This window comes from Herbaspirillum sp. RTI4, from assembly GCF_034313965.1.
Taxonomy (GTDB): Bacteria; Pseudomonadota; Gammaproteobacteria; order Burkholderiales; family Burkholderiaceae_D; genus Herbaspirillum.
Window position 1 is genome coordinate 3,557,988 of sequence record NZ_JAVIWQ010000002.1, and the last position, 13,679, is coordinate 3,571,666.

The window sequence follows — 13,679 nt, forward strand, 5'->3', positions numbered from 1 at the left end:
GCGGGTCAAGGATGATATCGACCGGTTAATTTCCATGGACTCAGTAAAGCTCATCCATCCAAATTCACCGTATCAAAAACATCTACCGGTATTCAGACACTTTTTTCAATTGGAGCAGCTGGCTTAGCTTTGTGATGCTTTTTATGCTTTTTGTGCTTCTTTTTTTCTGCAGGCTTGGCATCGGCGGCAGGAGCGGCCATTGGAGCTGCTGCCGCAGGAGCTGGCTGAGCTGCTGGCATTTGCGCCATGACAGGCAGAGAGAAAGCGGCAACGAGTACGGCAGCCAGCAGTGTATTGATCTTCATTTGTCATCCTTCGAGAGTAATGTAAAGTTACAATTTTTCGCTGCCTGGTTGCTGGCGTCCGGTATGTACCGGGCTAGGCCTCCAGTCTCACGATTTTGCCCTTCGCACCCTCAACGCCAGCCAATGAGCGGGCGTTGACAGCGCAACAAGCAAAATTCAGTTACCGATCCGCATTGCTGCTGAATCGGCAAAATCCGAACCGATCACATCAATACGATCGGTACAAAAACCGTCAACCCCCCAGGACAGAATCTCATCGGCCCGAGCGACATCATTGACGGTATAGCAAAACAGGCCATAACCCGCGCCTTTGATTTCCGCTGCCAGTGGCGCAGTCAGCCGGGCCTGGTTGACATGCAGAGCCACCGCATCCAGCCGCACCAGACGCTCGCGCCAGTCAGCGGGAATAGCGTCAACCAGCAAGGCGCGCGGGATACCGGGTGCGGCCTCTCTGGCCGCCGCCAGCGCTTCCTCTGCAAACGAGGACAGTAAAGGCAGCGCCGCAGGGTCGCCACCGATGTGCGCGGCAAACCTGGCTGCCACCACGCTGGCTGCCATAGCGCCCGTTCGCGCCGCCACCGCCGGTGCAGAAGGTTTAATCTCGACATTCATCCAGATACCGTTCTCTTGGCAGAATGACAATGCCTGCTCCAGACTCGGGACGGTGACACCGGTAAAACGCGCTGCCACCCAGCTTCCGGCATCCATCGCCAGCAATTCTTGCGCGCTGTGGGCGGCCACCTCGCCGCTACCGGCAACCGTACGGCCGAAACGGGCATCATGCATCAGCACCGGAACCTCGTCGGCAGTCAGCATCACATCGAACTCCACCGCCCGATAGCCATGCTCCATGCCGCAAAGAAAGCCGGCAAGCGTGTTCTCGGGAGCCAGGGTTCCACCACCGCGATGCGCAATCACTCTTGGATAAGGCCACATTATCGTCAATACCCCTCTTGTAATACCCCTCTTGTCAAAACCTGCCGCACCTATCCTAAGCGCGAACGATAGCAAGGCACAAGGGGCAGTCCGGATTGCCGCCGTTTAGGTCCTGAAACTGTGGTTTCGCCACCAAATATGGACGCAAGCGCCGCGATCGGGACGTGCGGTAGAATGTACGCCACCCTCTATTTAAGACTACTTCCCGCAATCCATGAGCAAAGAACTAAAAAACGGTCTGCCCCCTACTCCCCCTACCAATTTTCTACGCGGCATCATCGACGCCGACATTGCCGCCGGCACCTATGCCAATCGCCAGGATGCGCAAGGCGAATCGCTGCCACAGGTAGTCACCCGCTTTCCACCAGAACCCAACGGCTACTTGCACATCGGCCATGCCAAATCGATCTGCCTCAATTTCGGCCTGGCGCGCGACTACGGCGGACGTTGCCATTTGCGCTTCGATGATACCAATCCGGAAAAAGAAGATCAGGAATACGTCGATACCATCATCGATTCGGTTAAGTGGCTGGGTTTCGACTGGCACCACGATGGCCACCCGCACCTGTATTACGCCAGTAATTATTTCGATTTCATGTATGCCGGGGCGCAAGCGCTGATACGCGCCGGCCACGCCTACGTCGACGAGCAAAACGCCGAACGCATGCGCGAAACGCGCGGCACGCTGACCGAGCCGGGAATCGACTCGCCGTGGCGCAACCGCCCGGCCGAGGAATCGCTCAGGCTGTTTGATGAAATGCGCGCCGGCACCCATGCCGACGGCACCCTCATCCTGCGCGCCAAAATCTCCATGGCCAGCCCCAACATGAATTTGCGCGATCCGGCCATCTATCGGATACGGCACGCCACCCATCACAATACCGGCGACAAATGGTGCGTCTATCCCATGTACAGCTTCGCGCATCCTATTGAAGATGCGCTGGAAAATATCAGCCATTCAATCTGCACTCTGGAATTCGAAGACCAGCGCCCTCTTTACGACTGGGTACTGGAACGCCTTGCGGAAGCCGGTCTGCTGCAACCGCCCGCACCACGCCAGTATGAATTTGCCCGCCTGAACCTGACCTACATCGTCACCAGCAAGCGCAAGCTCAAACAACTGGTCGATGAAAAAATCGTCGACGGCTGGGATGACCCGCGCATGCCGACGCTGGTCGGTTTGCGCCGGCGCGGCTATACCCCGGAAGCCATCCGCCTGATGTGCGAACGCACCGGTGCCTCCAAGCACAATAGCTGGATCGATTACAGCGTGCTCGAAGGCGCCTTGCGCGACGATCTCGATCCCAAGGCCGCGCGCGCCGTCGCCGTGCTGAATCCGCTGAAACTGATCATCGACAACTTCCCGGAAAATGCGGACGCGACAGAAACCGCCTGTAGCGCACCGGTGTATCCAATGGGTCACCCCGAGCATGACAGCGCAGTGCGCCGTTTTCCGATTTCAAAGGAATTGTGGATAGAACGCGAAGATTTCATGGAAGTCCCCAGCAAAGGCTACTTCCGGCTGTTTCCGGGCAACCGCGTACGCTTGCGCTACGGTTATGTTGTCGAATGCACCGGCTGCGACAAGGACGAGCAAGGCAACATCACCGCCGTCCACTGCACCTATTTCCCGGACAGCAAGAGCGGCACACCGGGCAGCGCCACCTACAAGGTCAAGGGCAACCTGCACTGGGTCAGTGCCGTTCATGCCCTGCAAGCAGAAGTGCGCCTGTATGAGCGCCTGTTTATCGATCCGCATCCCGATGCCGGCGGCAAGGATTTCAAAGCCGCGCTCAATCCCGACTCCCGCCAGGTGCTGCAAGCCTATCTGGAACCGACACTGCAAGACGCCCGTCCCGGCGATCTGTTCCAGTTTGAAAGACATGGTTATTTCGTTGCCGACCAGCTCGACAGCACGGCCGACAAACTGGTATTCAACCGCGCCGTCACGCTGAAAGACAGCTGGGGCAAATAAATAATCTCAACTGACGCTGCCCGAACGCCACCGCACTTCTCACCTGACAGAAAGAAACCAACGCCATGAGCATTTCTACCTATACCGCTTCCGTTCCCGTCTTCAAGCAACTGCTGCTGGCACTGAAAGACGTCCTGGCCAAAGCCGAAGCGCACGCCATCGCCAAAAACATCGAACCGGCGGCCTTGCTGCAAGCCCGCCTGTTTCCCGACATGTTCCACCTGACCCGTCAGGTGCAGATCGCCGCCGATTTCGCCAAAAGCGTTACCGCCCGGCTGACCGGCGCGGAAGTGCCGTCCTATACCGACGAAGAACAAAGTTTCGCCGACCTGCAAGCGCGTCTGGACAAAACCATCGCCTTCCTCGACACGCTCACCGCCCAACAGTTTGAAGGCGGCGAAGCACTGGAAATCGTATTGCGCCCCGGCACACCGAAAGAGAAAAAACTCAGCGGCGCGGTCTACCTGACGCAATATGGCCTGCCGCAATTCCTGTTCCACGTCACCACCGCTTACGACATCCTGCGCCATAACGGCGTCGAGATTGGCAAACGCGACTTCATGGGCGCGTACTAAAACACCCGGCAGCGCGGCGGACTGGTCTTCCGCGCGGCATCGACAAAATCCTTATTTGAAACTGCGATTATCGTAAGCTGCACGCGCCGCATTGCAGCTCGATACCTGCTCCGTGGTCATCCCTGATGTGCCGTTCAGAGTGCACTGATCGGAGAACGATTTGGCCTCATCTATGTGCGTTTTATAGTAATTGTAAGATCTCTTGTTCGCTTCGCACCCGACCAGCAAAGTCACAATAACGACAAGTAACGCCATTGGTTTTGCCAATGTATTTAAAATTCGCATGTCACTCTTTTCATTAAAAATAAAAAATTCGAAACACTCTCCTGGCACCGTCACAGGAAAATGCAGCAGGTCATTAACGCGCTTGCCGCCTTAAGCTCAGTAGCAATTGATGACCGATCCGGTTATCCCATTCAAAGCTATTTTTGAGAACAACGACCGCCGTCTTATGGCCGATATCGATGCCCACATAAGCGGTGTATCCGGCAACAACGCCAATCTGGTAAGCAATCGGCTCACCCTCCACCTCATCAACTACCCACGAAATGGCGGCGGCTTCCTTGACCCGTGGAAAACGTACTCGCATATCATCAGCCATAACGGCATTCAATGGAAGGTCAGTATCCCAGACATGCGCGGCGGCGAACGACAATATATCCCGTGCGTTTGAATAAATAGCCCCTGCCCCTTGCATGAACGGCGTGAATTCCCAGTCCGGTACCGCCTCGCCGCGACGAATAAATTTAGGCTGATCCCCTGAATAACCATGCGCACGCGATGAATAGCAAGGCAACGCCACCGGCGCATATCCCGTGCATTTCAGCCCCAGCGGAGCGATTATTTTTTGCTGCAACAGCATCCCGAGAGATGAACCTGTCCGCAGCTCCAAGATGTAGCCGAGCAGTCCGTAACCGATATTGGAATAGTGCGGAACTCCCGATGTATCCGCCTCAAAACCGGCCAGATAAGCCATGGCGTAATCACGATCCAAGTGACGATAAAAATTTTCACCGGTGAACAAATACCTGACGAAAGGGGACAACATGGCGAACGTCATGGGTTGCCGTGGCAATCCCGAAGTATGCGTTGCCAGTTGCAGCACCGTTATTTTTTCAGCATCAGGACTCAGTGGCGTAGTCGCCGGCAGCAAAGTACGCAGCGTCTCATCCCACGACAATACGCCGTCATCAACGAGTTTTGCCGTGATTGCACCCAAAAATAACTTGCTCAAAGAACCGACGGCGAACAAGGTATCGCCGTCTGGTTTGATGCCGCTCGTTTTATCGGCAACGCCATAGCCGAAAAATTGCCTACTCCTGTCCGGCAACAGCACGCCGACCACCATCCCGGGCACCTGCCCTCCATCAATCAAGGGCTGCGCAAGAAAATCCACTTTTTGTTGCAGGTTGTTCCCGTCCAGACGCTTTGCCGCCGTCAGATTGCCGGAATCAAGTCCCACGGTACTCAGGCTCCCACAGCCTGCCAAGGCAGCGCACAGGGTGATAAGGGCTGCAATTTTCAAATCAACCATTTCTATTCCGAAAATAATTTATTTAAAAAATAAATATATGGTTTTTATTGGCGTATGAAATATCAATTCAACATAAATTATTTTAAAAAAATAATACCCCATCCTGAAAATTGCCCCGCTCCGTTTCTCCGTATCCGGATCATCCGCCGCGACAGCCCGATAAAATGTAGAATCGGCCTCTCCCCTCACATCAGGAACACCCATGATCCTCGAAGTCGCAGACATCCGCATCCAGACCGGCCGCCAAGCCGAATTCGACCTGGCGATCACCGCCGCCGCCGCGACGACCATCGCCAAAGCGACCGGCTATATCAGCCATCAGATCCACAAAGGCATCGAGTCGCCAGAGCGTTACCTGCTGACCGTGCAATGGGCCACACTGGAAAACCACACCGTCGATTTCCGTGAATCGGCCCCATTTGCAGAATGGCGCCGCCTCGTCGGTCCGTTTTTCGCCTCACCTCCCGCAGTGGAACATTTTTCGCTGCTTAACGCCTAAAAAATCTGCTTTGGCCGGGCGGACAGACTCCATGCGAGAAATCCGCCCCGCCCGTCGTCTTACTTTTACGCTTACTCCCCTTACCTCGCACTGGCGATCCGCATGTCCTCCCACACCTTTCTCTGGCACGATTACGAAACCTTTGGCCTCGATACGCGGCGCGACCGGCCTGCGCAATTCGCCGGCATCCGCACCGACGCCGAACTCAATGAAATCGGCGAACCGGTCATGCTGTATTGTCAACCCGCCGCCGACTTCCTGCCCGATCCGCAATCCTGCCTCATCACCGGCATCACGCCGCAACTCTGCCTGGAACGCGGCATCCCGGAAAACCAGTTTGCCGCCCGTATCGAACAGGAACTGGCCGCGCCCGGCACTATCGGCGTCGGCTACAACACCATCCGCTTCGATGACGAAGTCACCCGCTTCATGTTCTGGCGCAACCTGATCGACCCCTATGGCCGCGAATGGCAAAACCAGTGCGGCCGCTGGGACCTGATGGACGTCGTACGCACCGCCTTTGCCCTGCGTCCCGAAGGCATAGAATGGCCGGTCAAAGCCGACGGCAAACCCAGTTTCCGGCTGGAAGACCTGAGCAAAGCCAACGGCCTGCTGCACGAAGCCGCGCACGATGCGTTATCGGATGTGCGCGCCACCATCGCTCTGGCGCGCCTGATCCGCCAAAAGCAACCGCGTCTGTTCGATTTTTGCCTGAGTCTGCATAAAAAAGACAAGGCCGCCGACGAAATCGGCCTGCCCGGCCCCCAACAAGGACGACCTTTCCTGCACATCTCGGGCATGTTCCCGGCCAGTCAGGGTTGCATGGCACTGCTGTGGCCGCTGGCGACCCACCCCACCAACAAAAATGAAATCATCGCCTGGGATCTGGCCAGCGATCCCAGCGAACTCTGGACGCTCGATGCCGGCACCCTCCGCACCCGCATGTTCAGCAAAGCAGACGCGCTGCCGGCCGGCGTCACACGTCTGCCGATCAAAACCGTCCATCTGAACAAATCGCCGGTCGTCATCAACAACCTGAAAATCCTCAGCGCTGACATGGCACAACGCTGGGGCATGGATCTGGAAAGTGCGCTCGCTCATGCCGCCATCGCCGCCACCGCTCCCGACATGGCCGCGATCTGGGAGGAAGTCTTCCACCGCCCGGCAGAAACCGGCGCAGTCGATGTCGACAACGACCTCTACGGCGGCTTCATCGGCAACCGCGATCGCCGTCAGTTACAGCAATTACGCACACTGAAAGCGCCGCAACTGGCGACGACCCACCCCGACTTCGATGACGCCCGCCTGGAAGAATTGCTGTTCCGCTACCGCGCCCGTAATTTCTCCGAGACCCTCAGCGCAGAAGAACTCCAGCGATGGGAGCAATACCGGGTCGACAAACTATTCGACGGCATCGGTGGCGCCCGCACCATCGATCAGCTGCTGGAAGCCATCGACACCCTCAGCGCCGAGGCCGACGAACGCAGCGAGCGCATTCTGGGCGAGTTGTACGACTATGCCGAAACGATCGCACCACCGCCTGCGTGATCAAGTAAAATCCCCTGCTCATGACGGCGGCATAGTCGCCGTCATGTACTTTGAGGCACATATCCCGATACGCGCCTCAAAAAATACCCGTTCCTCGATACCCCCATTCAGGAATCCCTGAATACATCAGCGATTCCCTCACCCACACAAACCCGGAGAACAATATGAGCTTAGCCAACTGGTGCATCCTGATTGCCGGCCTGATGCCGGTTCTTACCATCGCCTTCGCCAAACAAGGCGCTCCCGACATGGACAATGCCGCACCACGCGACTGGCTGGAAAAGCAAACCGGCCTGCGCCGCCGCGCCGACTACGCCCACCGCAATCACTTCGAAGCGTTTCCCTTTTTTGCCGCAGCAGTACTGATCGCCCAGCAAACCGGCGTCGCACAACACTGGACCGACAGCCTGGCCATCCTCTTTATCTGCGCACGCCTGTTCTATACCGGCTTCTACCTGAGCAACCGCCCTTCGCCACGCTCAATCGCCTGGGTCGTCGGCTACCTTTCGGTCATCTGCCTGTTCGTCGCCTCCGGACTGGCCTGACCAAGCCAACCCATCCGCCGCGCTTGCGAAGTAAGCGTGGCTTCTTAGCTCACTCCCGGAAAATCCATGCAAAAAATCGAATTCCATCTTGACGGCAGAGACTACGTCGAACTGAACCAATTACTGAAACTCACCGGCGTATGCGACAGCGGCGGCGCAGGCAAAGCGCTGGTTGCCGCCGGCGGCGTCAGCGTCAACGGCCGTCCTGAATCACGCAAAACCTGCAAAATCCTCGCCAACCAAACCGTCACGCTGGGCGACCTGAACATCCGCGTATTGATCTAGGAAACCTCTGATGAAGCGAAGCGCGATGCAATCTAAGGACGGCAATACTCATCGTACTCAACAAGTACGATTGCACTTCTTATCCTGACCTTGCGCCGTTCGCTACGCTTCCTCAGAGGCTCCCTGAGCGCTGAACAGGGAGCGCCAGCAGCCAGTGCCAGCTGGCATCCGGGTCTCTTTGAAAAATCACATCGTTCCACTACGAAGAACGTGATTTTTTAAATTACCCCAAGGAAATAAACTCCCCTGCCGCTTTACACTGCGAAGCTTGATTTTTCACAGGCGAGACGCAGACATGCGCAGTTCGGCGGCAGCAAAAAACCATCGTGCTTTACCTCACTTCATTCCGGCAAGACCGCCAGCAACAGCAAGCCGTACAGCGGGCTTCACCTTAATCGAAGTCATGCTGGCCATCATGGTGCTGACCCTGGGTGCCATTGGCATGGCCGGTTTGCAATTAGCAGCCCTCCGCGCCGCGCAACAAAGCAGCTGGCAAACATCGGCCACGCAACTGGCCGCCGAAATGGCCGACCTGATCCGCGCCGCCAGCAAACAACAATTCGCAGCATCCCTCTCCTACACCTACGACAGCCGCAGCGACGCCAACCCCGCCCCGCCCTCGTGCTACACGCGCCCCTGCGACACCGCTCAGTGGATCAGCTTCCACCGCTACGAATGGAACCAACGGCTGCGCAACACGCTGCCCGGCGCTCGGGTAACGATCTGTACCGATACCGTCACTCACATCGACCACCGCGATTGGTCATGTCACGGAGGCCCGGATCCCGTCATCAAACTCGGCTGGCGCAATAACACTCCCCGCAAAATCACGGGGAACCACGCTGGCACGGCAACGCAAGATAGCGATAAAGATAGCGACACGCCGCAACTGGTCATGGCGATCGGGGCCTGATGCCGATGCTATTGCCACGCCCCGCCGCACAAAGCGGCCTGACACTGATCGAACTGATGGTCGCCATGGCCTTGGGCTTACTGGTGACGCTGGCGGCAAGCGCCCTGCTGCTGGCCAGCAAAACCAACTATCTGCATGTGGACGACAGCGCCCGCATAAACGACAACGGTCATTACGCCCTGGAAATCATCGCCCGCTCTATCCGGCAAGCCGGGTATTTCCCCTGGGATAGCAACGCGCCCCTGCCGCACGGCCTGCCCAACGCTATCGCCGGCATCGACAACCAGACCCTGCAAGCCAATTCCAGCGATTGGCAGGCAGCGAAAACGACACCCGCGCTCAATGGCAGCGATGTTCTGGCAACGTTTTTTTCCGGCTCCGGCCAGGCCGGCGCAGCCGACGGCGGCATCGTCAACTGCGCCGGCGTCGCGGTTGCGCCTCCGAACAGCGGCAGCGCCAAGCCTGACGGCAGTGTGTTCTATGTCAGCACCGACGCCAGCGGCGAACCCGAACTGCAATGCAAATATCGCGGCGCGCACAGCAACGACTGGAGCGCCGCCGCGATCGTGCGCGGCGTCGAATCGTTTCAGGTGCTGTATGGCATCGACACCGATGCCGACGGCATGCCCAACCAATTCCTGCCCGCCTCCAAAATCAGTACTCAGGCACAGTGGCGCAAGGTCGTCGCCGTCCAGGTCGGGCTGCTGATACGCGGTACGCATGACACAGGCGCACCCGCCAGCGACATCGTCTACCACCTGCTAGGAGCCGATTACAGTCAGGCAGCGCAAGGGGGCCGTGACCTCGGCGTGCGCCTTGCCTTAGCCGATCTGGCCAAGCCCCTCCGATCCCGCCAACGCAAACTGTTTCAACAAACGATATGGCTACGCAATCCGGCATAGGGCTTGTTCATCCTGCCTTGACGAGGGCGCACGCCGCACGCCAGGGTGGCGCAGCCTTGCTCATCGCGCTGACCATGCTGATCGCCATCCTGCTCTTGGGCGCAGCCGCCGTACGCATGGCCCTACTGGAAGAAAAAGCCTCTCGCGCCGGACGCACCCACCTGTTCGCCCAGCAGGCAGCAGAAGCCGCGCTGGCACGCACCGAACGCGAACTCCCCACGATCCTGGAAAACGCCGCCCCTGCCGCAAGTACATCCGGTAAGGAAACAACGGAAACGACGAATACCCCCGCTGACCTATTTCCCGCTCCCGGCATCTGCACCAGCGCCGGTCTGTGCCGCCCTGCCGCCCCGGGGGCCAGTCCGGTCTGGAGCAACATCGGACAAGCACCCCTTCCGTCAGTACTAATTGAGCTGATTGAGCTGACCAGCCCGGTTAAGCACGCTGGCACATCCCCTCAGTCAACCCCGCCGGCCACCGTCCAGCCGCTCTACCGGATCAGCGCGCTCGGTATCGAGGGTCATGCCCGCGTCCTCCTGCAGAGTCTGTACCGACCTCCTCCCGCCCCCGGCAGCATTCAGACGGGACAACAAACGGGACGACTGGCATGGCGCGAAATGCTGGACTAGGGCAGTACTGATGAAGAAAAACAAGCAAGGCAAAGTCACCTCAAACCGGAGTAAGGAGCGCCAATGCGCATAGACAAACCACACCCGACACGCCACCCACCGTCCCGGCAATGCGCCGGCTTCACGCTCATCGAACTGCTGATCGCACTGGTCATCATCGGTCTGCTGACCTCCCTTGCCCTGCCCGCCTACCAGCATGTCACCCTGAAAAACACCCGCGCCGCAGGCCGCGCCGCCTTGCTGCAAGCCATGCTGCAACAAGAGCGCTATTTTTCCGCCAACATGCGCTACCTCGCCTTCGCCGCAGAACAACAAGCACCGCCGCCATTCCAGGGCCTCTCCGACGCCTACCAACTGAGCGCGCAGACCTGCAATGGAGAAAGTCTGAGTGAATGCGTGCTGCTTAAAGCCACACCCGGCGGCCTCCACGCGCATCAGGCATTCAAGGACCCGGTCTGCCACACCCTCACCCTCGACAGCAGAGGCGTGCGTGGTGCGGCAGGACTCAGCGATCCTCAAGTCGATCCGCAATGCTGGCCACAATGACCCCCTCCGCACTCCGCACCGACCGTCTCAGGCAAAGCTACCGCCATTGCCGGGGCCTGACACTGACCGAACTGCTGGTCGTTCTGGCGCTGGCCGGCATCGTGCTGGCCAGCGCGGTACCGAACCTGAGCGGATTCCTCCAGCGCCAGCGACTCGTCGCCAGTGCCAACGATTTTTTGCATGCGCTCAAACTGGCGCGCGCAGAGGCCATGCAGCGCGATGTACCCGTCATCGTCGCGCCGCAGGATGGCCACGACTGGAACAGCGGCTGGCAAGTCTTCGCCAAAGCCGGCAGCAGCACCCACCCCGCCTTCCAGCAGGGGGACTGGCTGCTCTACCGCACCCCGCCGCCGTCACCGGGCATCAGCATCGTCACCAATCTGGGCGCGCCGCACATCGCTTACAATGGCAGCGGCCGTGCACGCAGCGGAGCAGGCGGACATCCGGGGTTTCTGGGAACGCTGAAATTCTCTGCGCAAGAGGATGCCCGCATGATCCGGATCGCCCGACTGGGGCGCGCCCGCTTGTGCGACCCGGCGCTCGACCGCAGTTGCAGCTTTGCTGAAACGGCTAACAGCGCAGGTAACAGCGCCGCCAACAGCGCCCCATGAATGCCGCCGCCCCACCTCTCCACCTGACGACAGGATATCTTGAGCATTTTCACCATCCCCATGACCGACGACCTGCAAGCCATGCAGCTAGCCCTGCTGCAAGCGGAGCAAGGTTTGTACAGCACCACGCCCAATCCTCGCGTCGGCTGCGTCATCGTCCTGAACGGACGGGTCATCGGTGCCGGCCATACGCAACCGCCCGGCGGCAACCATGCTGAAATCGAAGCGCTCAACAACGCCCTCGCCCGCGGCCATGAGGTGCGCGGTGCCACGGCCTATGTCACGCTGGAACCCTGTAGTCATTTTGGCCGCACGCCGCCTTGTGCCGATGCCTTGATACGCGCAGGGATCGCCCGCGTGGTTGCGGCCATTGCCGATCCCAATCCACTGGTCGCAGGTCAGGGATTGGCGCGTTTGCAAGCGGCAGGGATTGCCGTCAGTTGCGGCGTACTGGAAGAAGCGGCGCGCGAAATCAACATCGGCTTTTTTACCCGCATGCAACGCGGCAGGCCCTGGATCAGAATGAAACTCGCCGCCAGCCTTGACGGTAAAACGGCCTTGCAAAACGGCGTCAGCCAATGGATTACCGGCAGCCCCGCCCGCGACGACGGACATGCCTGGCGCGCCCGCGCCTGTGCCATCCTGACCGGCATCGGCACTGTTGAAGAAGATGATCCGCAACTCAATGTGCGCGCCGTCGCCACCCCCCGCCAGCCGCGCCGCATCATTATCGATAGCAAATTGCGGATTGCGCCGCAAGCGCGCATTCTGCAAGGCGGTGGTGCATGGATTTTTACCGCCGCCGGGCAGCCCGAAAAAATCGCGCAGCTCAACGCTCTTGGCGCAGAAGTGATCGTGCTGCCGAATGCACAAGGCAAAGTGGATTTGTCGGCGGTGGTTGCTGAACTGGGTCGCCGTCAGATCAATGAATTGCATGTCGAGGCCGGGGCCAAACTGAATGGTGCGTTGCTGCAAGAAAACTGCGTCGATGAGCTGCTGCTCTATCTCGCGCCCGCTCTGATCGGCCCGGGTCGCGGCATGTTCGACCTGCCTGCGCTGGCTACGCTGGAAAACAAACACCAGCTCCGTTTTCATCAGGTACAGCAGATCGGCGAAGACCTGCGTATCCTTGCACGCTTAACCTGAATTCTTTTTCCACTTCTTTTTACGGCCTCCCTCATGTTTACTGGCATCGTCGCCGCCATCGGCGCCATCACTACTGTGCAACCCCTGGGCGATGACGCCGATTCGGGCGTCAGACTCACACTGGCCGCCGGCGGGCTCGACCTGAGCGACGTCATGCTGGGCGATTCCATCGCCATCAACGGTGCCTGCATGACGGTGGTGGATAAAACAGCCGAGAGTTTCGCCGTCGAGGTTTCACGCGAAAGCCTCAGTCACACCTCAGGCCTGGACACTCCGGGCGAAGTCAATCTGGAAAAAGCCCTCACGCTGCTCGAGCGACTGGGCGGCCATCTGGTGTCGGGCCATGTGGATGGCTTGGGCGTCGTGGAGCTGTTCGCCCAGATCGGCGAATCGTGGCAACTGGTGGTACTGGCACCGCGAGAACTGGCGAAATATCTGGCCTACAAAGGTTCGGTCGTGGTCAACGGCGTTTCGCTGACCGTCAATCAGGTCAATGACACGGCAGACGGTTGCAGCTTCTCCATCAACCTGATTCCGCACACCATACAAATGACGACGCTCAAGCATTTGCAGGCCGGCAGTAAGGTCAATCTGGAAATTGATTTGATTGCGCGGTATGTGGAACGGATGCTGTCCGTTGCCATGCTGTCCGTTGCCAAATAAGCAGTAAAGAAAAACAGCCAAGGAGGCGCTGGATTTTTTTAGCCGTATTCAGCGGGCCTCCGCCTGC

At 58.7% G+C, this 13,679-nt stretch carries 17 protein-coding genes; 13 read left to right on the forward strand and 4 right to left on the reverse strand.

Going from position 1 to position 13,679, the window contains the following annotated elements; translation table 11 throughout:
* Window positions 1–92: 92 nt before the first annotated feature.
* Both RGU70_RS15870 and ugpQ read right to left on the reverse strand, forming a co-directional pair.
* Window positions 93–305, reverse strand: coding sequence for a hypothetical protein (locus RGU70_RS15870; RefSeq protein WP_322210356.1), 213 nt, complete (start codon window positions 303–305; stop codon window positions 93–95).
* Between the two features lie 156 nt (window positions 306–461).
* On the reverse strand, window positions 462–1,241 hold the full coding sequence (ugpQ, locus tag RGU70_RS15875; RefSeq protein WP_322210829.1) for a glycerophosphodiester phosphodiesterase: 780 nt from the start codon (window positions 1,239–1,241) through the stop codon (window positions 462–464).
* Between the two features lie 214 nt (window positions 1,242–1,455).
* Between ugpQ and RGU70_RS15880 the strand changes: the two genes are divergently transcribed.
* Window positions 1,456–3,216, forward strand: coding sequence for a glutamine--tRNA ligase/YqeY domain fusion protein (locus RGU70_RS15880; protein ID WP_322210357.1), 1,761 nt, complete (start codon window positions 1,456–1,458; stop codon window positions 3,214–3,216).
* Between the two features lie 65 nt (window positions 3,217–3,281).
* Window positions 3,282–3,791: a DUF1993 domain-containing protein gene (locus tag RGU70_RS15885; RefSeq protein ID WP_322210358.1), complete on the forward strand. Its 510-nt coding sequence runs from the start codon at window positions 3,282–3,284 to the stop codon at window positions 3,789–3,791.
* Window positions 3,792–3,842: 51 nt separating this feature from the next.
* Here RGU70_RS15885 and RGU70_RS15890 read toward each other — a convergent pair whose 3' ends face one another.
* The gene (locus RGU70_RS15890) at window positions 3,843–4,076 is read right to left on the reverse strand and encodes an EexN family lipoprotein (RefSeq protein WP_322210359.1); all 234 of its coding nucleotides are present in this window, start codon (window positions 4,074–4,076) and stop codon (window positions 3,843–3,845) included.
* Between the two features lie 73 nt (window positions 4,077–4,149).
* The gene (locus RGU70_RS15895) at window positions 4,150–5,325 is read right to left on the reverse strand and encodes a serine hydrolase domain-containing protein (RefSeq protein WP_322210360.1); all 1,176 of its coding nucleotides are present in this window, start codon (window positions 5,323–5,325) and stop codon (window positions 4,150–4,152) included.
* Between the two features lie 202 nt (window positions 5,326–5,527).
* Here RGU70_RS15895 and RGU70_RS15900 point away from each other — a divergent pair, with 202 nt between their 5' ends.
* The 11 genes from RGU70_RS15900 (at window position 5,528) to RGU70_RS15950 (ending at window position 13,612) form a co-directional block, all read left to right on the forward strand.
* Window positions 5,528–5,824, forward strand: coding sequence for an antibiotic biosynthesis monooxygenase family protein (locus RGU70_RS15900; RefSeq protein WP_322210361.1), 297 nt, complete (start codon window positions 5,528–5,530; stop codon window positions 5,822–5,824).
* 102 nt (window positions 5,825–5,926) lie between these two features.
* Window positions 5,927–7,372, forward strand: coding sequence for an exodeoxyribonuclease I (sbcB, locus tag RGU70_RS15905; protein WP_322210362.1), 1,446 nt, complete (start codon window positions 5,927–5,929; stop codon window positions 7,370–7,372).
* Between the two features lie 164 nt (window positions 7,373–7,536).
* Window positions 7,537–7,917, forward strand: a complete 381-nt coding sequence (locus tag RGU70_RS15910) for an MAPEG family protein (protein ID WP_322210363.1) — start codon at window positions 7,537–7,539, stop codon at window positions 7,915–7,917.
* 66 nt (window positions 7,918–7,983) lie between these two features.
* Complete coding sequence (locus RGU70_RS15915) at window positions 7,984–8,202, forward strand: RNA-binding S4 domain-containing protein (RefSeq protein ID WP_322210364.1); 219 nt, start codon at window positions 7,984–7,986, stop codon at window positions 8,200–8,202.
* A gap of 295 nt (window positions 8,203–8,497) precedes the next feature.
* The gene (gene pilV, locus RGU70_RS15920; protein WP_322210365.1) at window positions 8,498–9,115 is read left to right on the forward strand and encodes a type IV pilus modification protein PilV; all 618 of its coding nucleotides are present in this window, start codon (window positions 8,498–8,500) and stop codon (window positions 9,113–9,115) included.
* Window positions 9,116–9,120: 5 nt separating this feature from the next.
* Entirely contained in the window at window positions 9,121–10,017 is an 897-nt protein-coding gene (locus RGU70_RS15925) for a PilW family protein (protein ID WP_322210366.1), read from the forward strand.
* Window positions 9,996–10,646, forward strand: coding sequence for a hypothetical protein (locus RGU70_RS15930; protein ID WP_322210367.1), 651 nt, complete (start codon window positions 9,996–9,998; stop codon window positions 10,644–10,646). The genes RGU70_RS15925 and RGU70_RS15930 overlap by 22 nt, the downstream gene beginning before the upstream one ends.
* Before the next feature lie 63 nt (window positions 10,647–10,709).
* Entirely contained in the window at window positions 10,710–11,192 is a 483-nt protein-coding gene (locus RGU70_RS15935) for a type IV pilin protein (RefSeq protein ID WP_322210368.1), read from the forward strand.
* Window positions 11,177–11,803, forward strand: coding sequence for a GspH/FimT family pseudopilin (locus RGU70_RS15940; RefSeq protein ID WP_322210369.1), 627 nt, complete (start codon window positions 11,177–11,179; stop codon window positions 11,801–11,803). The genes RGU70_RS15935 and RGU70_RS15940 overlap by 16 nt, the downstream gene beginning before the upstream one ends.
* Window positions 11,804–11,863: 60 nt before the next feature.
* Entirely contained in the window at window positions 11,864–12,949 is a 1,086-nt protein-coding gene (gene ribD, locus RGU70_RS15945) for a bifunctional diaminohydroxyphosphoribosylaminopyrimidine deaminase/5-amino-6-(5-phosphoribosylamino)uracil reductase RibD (RefSeq protein WP_322210830.1), read from the forward strand.
* A 33-nt stretch (window positions 12,950–12,982) separates the two neighbouring features.
* Entirely contained in the window at window positions 12,983–13,612 is a 630-nt protein-coding gene (locus RGU70_RS15950; protein WP_322210370.1) for a riboflavin synthase, read from the forward strand.
* Window positions 13,613–13,679: the final 67 nt, after the last annotated feature.

What these genes read in the sequence shown, in the direction of transcription:
- RGU70_RS15870 (WP_322210356.1), bottom strand. Translation starts at nt 305, where the DNA reads ATGAAGATCAATACACTGCTGGCTGCCGTACTCGTTGCCGCTTTCTCT.
- ugpQ (WP_322210829.1), bottom strand. Translation starts at nt 1,241, where the DNA reads ATGTGGCCTTATCCAAGAGTGATTGCGCATCGCGGTGGTGGAACCCTG.
- RGU70_RS15880 (WP_322210357.1), top strand. Translation starts at nt 1,456, where the DNA reads ATGAGCAAAGAACTAAAAAACGGTCTGCCCCCTACTCCCCCTACCAAT.
- RGU70_RS15885 (WP_322210358.1), top strand. Translation starts at nt 3,282, where the DNA reads ATGAGCATTTCTACCTATACCGCTTCCGTTCCCGTCTTCAAGCAACTG.
- RGU70_RS15890 (WP_322210359.1), bottom strand. Translation starts at nt 4,076, where the DNA reads ATGCGAATTTTAAATACATTGGCAAAACCAATGGCGTTACTTGTCGTT.
- RGU70_RS15895 (WP_322210360.1), bottom strand. Translation starts at nt 5,325, where the DNA reads ATGGTTGATTTGAAAATTGCAGCCCTTATCACCCTGTGCGCTGCCTTG.
- RGU70_RS15900 (WP_322210361.1), top strand. Translation starts at nt 5,528, where the DNA reads ATGATCCTCGAAGTCGCAGACATCCGCATCCAGACCGGCCGCCAAGCC.
- sbcB (WP_322210362.1), top strand. Translation starts at nt 5,927, where the DNA reads ATGTCCTCCCACACCTTTCTCTGGCACGATTACGAAACCTTTGGCCTC.
- RGU70_RS15910 (WP_322210363.1), top strand. Translation starts at nt 7,537, where the DNA reads ATGAGCTTAGCCAACTGGTGCATCCTGATTGCCGGCCTGATGCCGGTT.
- RGU70_RS15915 (WP_322210364.1), top strand. Translation starts at nt 7,984, where the DNA reads ATGCAAAAAATCGAATTCCATCTTGACGGCAGAGACTACGTCGAACTG.
- pilV (WP_322210365.1), top strand. Translation starts at nt 8,498, where the DNA reads ATGCGCAGTTCGGCGGCAGCAAAAAACCATCGTGCTTTACCTCACTTC.
- RGU70_RS15925 (WP_322210366.1), top strand. Translation starts at nt 9,121, where the DNA reads ATGCTATTGCCACGCCCCGCCGCACAAAGCGGCCTGACACTGATCGAA.
- RGU70_RS15930 (WP_322210367.1), top strand. Translation starts at nt 9,996, where the DNA reads ATGGCTACGCAATCCGGCATAGGGCTTGTTCATCCTGCCTTGACGAGG.
- RGU70_RS15935 (WP_322210368.1), top strand. Translation starts at nt 10,710, where the DNA reads ATGCGCATAGACAAACCACACCCGACACGCCACCCACCGTCCCGGCAA.
- RGU70_RS15940 (WP_322210369.1), top strand. Translation starts at nt 11,177, where the DNA reads ATGCTGGCCACAATGACCCCCTCCGCACTCCGCACCGACCGTCTCAGG.
- ribD (WP_322210830.1), top strand. Translation starts at nt 11,864, where the DNA reads ATGACCGACGACCTGCAAGCCATGCAGCTAGCCCTGCTGCAAGCGGAG.
- RGU70_RS15950 (WP_322210370.1), top strand. Translation starts at nt 12,983, where the DNA reads ATGTTTACTGGCATCGTCGCCGCCATCGGCGCCATCACTACTGTGCAA.